Origin of the sequence: Bartonella sp. CL435QHHD (assembly GCF_042195095.1) — a bacterium.
Classification (GTDB): Bacteria; Pseudomonadota; Alphaproteobacteria; order Rhizobiales; family Rhizobiaceae; genus Bartonella.
Genome location: NZ_JBHINS010000032.1, coordinates 1 through 2,718, shown reverse-complemented (window position 1 = coordinate 2,718; position 2,718 = coordinate 1). Strand labels below are relative to the sequence as shown.

Annotated in this window: 1 pseudogene; it reads left to right on the top strand. The window is 46.3% G+C overall.

Features of this window, described 5'->3' with window-relative positions:
* Positions 1-834: 834 nt before the first annotated feature.
* Positions 835-2,718 (top strand): annotated as a pseudogene (locus tag ACFILH_RS01565) (filamentous hemagglutinin); the annotation flags it as partial.

Below are 2,718 nucleotides of genomic sequence, written 5' to 3'. Positions count from 1 at the left end.
AACCGGTCAAGAGAGCACGATTTTAAGTTATGATGTGGTTTTAAGTGCTGATGCTTTAACCCAAGCAGGGACTGTGGAAGCCCAAGAGGGAGCATTAACCCTTCAAGTGCGTGATGGGGGTCGCAAATAGCGGCACAATGCGCGGTGAGAGTGTCGATGCTCATATTGGTGCATTTACCAATCAAGGGACGTTTATTGCAACCGATGATTTGCATTTGATGGTAAGCGCACAAGAAGGCGCCGATCCGCAACAAGCCTTTCTGAAGAATACATCCGAAGGGGTTCTTCAAAGTGGTGGCGTTTTTGTTGTGATCGCAGGGCAATTAGACAATGCCGGTGTGCTTGGCTCTAGTGGTGAGAATGTTGCCCTCAATGTGGCAGGAAATGTCAGCAATAGTGGGCTGATTTACGCCAAAAAATCTATGGATCTATTCAGTGATGGTAATCTGAGCAACACACAGGGCAGAATTATTGCTGAAGAGGCTCTCAGCATTGGTGGGCTGAAAGAGACACGTGCTGGTCATATAAACAATGAGGCTGGTCTTCTCAGTGCTTTAGCCGGTGAGATGAAGATTGTTGCAACGTCTTTTGTCAATAAAAGCGCTGAAACGACAAATTCGGACCAACAAAACGCTACACATGATGAAGGTGCACATATTTTAGCCCGGGATGGTTTGCGCATTGATGTGGGCAGTTTTGAGAATGTTGATGGTCTCATTTCTACGCAAGGGGCAGTCAATATTGTTGCTGATAGTGTGATCCAAGCAGGNCAGTTTTGAGAATGTTGATGGTCTCATTTCTACGCAAGGGGCAGTCAATATTGTTGCTGATAGTGTGATCCAAGCAGGGCACATAGAGATTGAGCGTGGTGACCTTCAACTGACCAGCCACGGTGATTTAAGCAATAGTGGCACAATAGAAAGCAATGATACCATTGCTTTGCATGCGCAAACAAATCTCAGCCAAACGGGGCGCATTGTCTCTAAAAAGCGGATAGAGCTTTCCAGTGATGGCATCTTGACGCTGGGTGAGACAAGTGAGGTTGGCGCCTATGATGTAACGCTGAAGGCAGGCACACTCACCCAAGATGGGCTTGTGGAAGCGCAAGGCGGAGTACTTACTCTCAACAGCCATGATGTTTTAAGCAATTCCGGTATCATGGTGGGCGGTGTTGTTGATGCAACTCTCGGGTCTTTAGCCAATTCCGGTCAGCTTTTAGCCAGTGACAGTTTTACGCTTATAGCAGAAAGCCATGATCCGTCATTGGGGCAAGTTGCTCTGGTTTTAAATGGTGAAGACGGAGTTCTCAAAAGTGGTGGTGCTTTTGTCTTAACCGCAGATGTTTTGGACAATGCCGGCAGTATTGGTTCAAGTGGTGATGGGGTTGCGCTCAATGTGAGCGCTGATCTGAGCAATAGCGGGCTAATTTATGCCAAGAAATCTGCCATTTTCTCCTTAGATGGGGATTTTATTAATAAGTTTGCCGATGTCATTGCTGAAGACAATCTCATCATCCGTGGCTTAAGTGGAGAGCGGGCTGGTCATGTGATCAACAGCTCGGGTCTTTTAGAAGCCGTGTCAGGCGATATGACCTTCGATGTCTCAGCTCTCACCAACATGCGCGAAGGCGGGGTTGAAGTTAGCGATAAAGTGGTGAATCGCAATGTCTATGAAACATCACATACCGAAACAGATGGGTGGTTTTTTGTTGATACAACTACCACAACTACCAGAGTTACAACGACGGTTAGTCAGCAGCAGCCTCATTTTACCAATAATGCTGCCCAGATTTTAGCAGGGCGTCATCTCACGGTTCATGCCGGCGATATCCGCAATAGTTATAGTTTAATTGCTGCCAATGGCAACATTGTGATGCATGGCGATACGCTGCTCAATGAGGGGCGTGATTTAACCGAAACAACCAAGATTGAGACGACAACACGCATTGAGACTACATCTGGTGATATTTTGGGTGCAGGGGTGGCTCAAATAGGAGATACAGACACATCGGAATATGTTGATGATCCTGTAATAATCACGCGCACTTATGATGCTGTTTACGGCACGATTGAAGCTGGTGGCACGCTTGATGCCAAGTTGACAGGCTATATTGACAATCATGCGGTGCGAGAGAGGGTTGAGCAAGTTGGCTTAAGCTCTGGCGATAAAGGTTTGGCTGGTGTTAAAAACACCGATTTTGACGGTTCCAAACCACTGATTAGTGATGATCGATTAGATGGGATTATCAATGGTTTGAAAGGGCACAAAGGGCTTTTTGCACCAAGCACAAAAACACCCGCACCAGAATCCATACAAGTGCCAACGCAAGATGGGCTTAACTCTGTCAAGACAGAGTTAGCTGGCAGCCAATCACCGGATGTGCCGTTTTTAGTTGAGACGCGACAGGACTTTATCAACCCAAGTAAATTTTTAGGATCGGACTATTACTTAAAAAAGATTGGCAATTATAAGCCTGAAAACGTGTTCAAAAGATTGGGCGATGCTTATTTTGAATATCGTCTGGTGGGTGAGCAAATCTTTGAGCTGACAGGCAATCGCACTCTTCTTGATGATGAAGATCCCAATGCTCAAATGCAAACGCTCTATGACAATGCTGTGGAGCAGCAAGGTCCCTTGGGGTTAGTGCTAGGCAAGCCCTTAACGCCTCAGCAGATTGCTGAGATCAAAAAGGATATGATCTGGCTTGAAACTCACCTT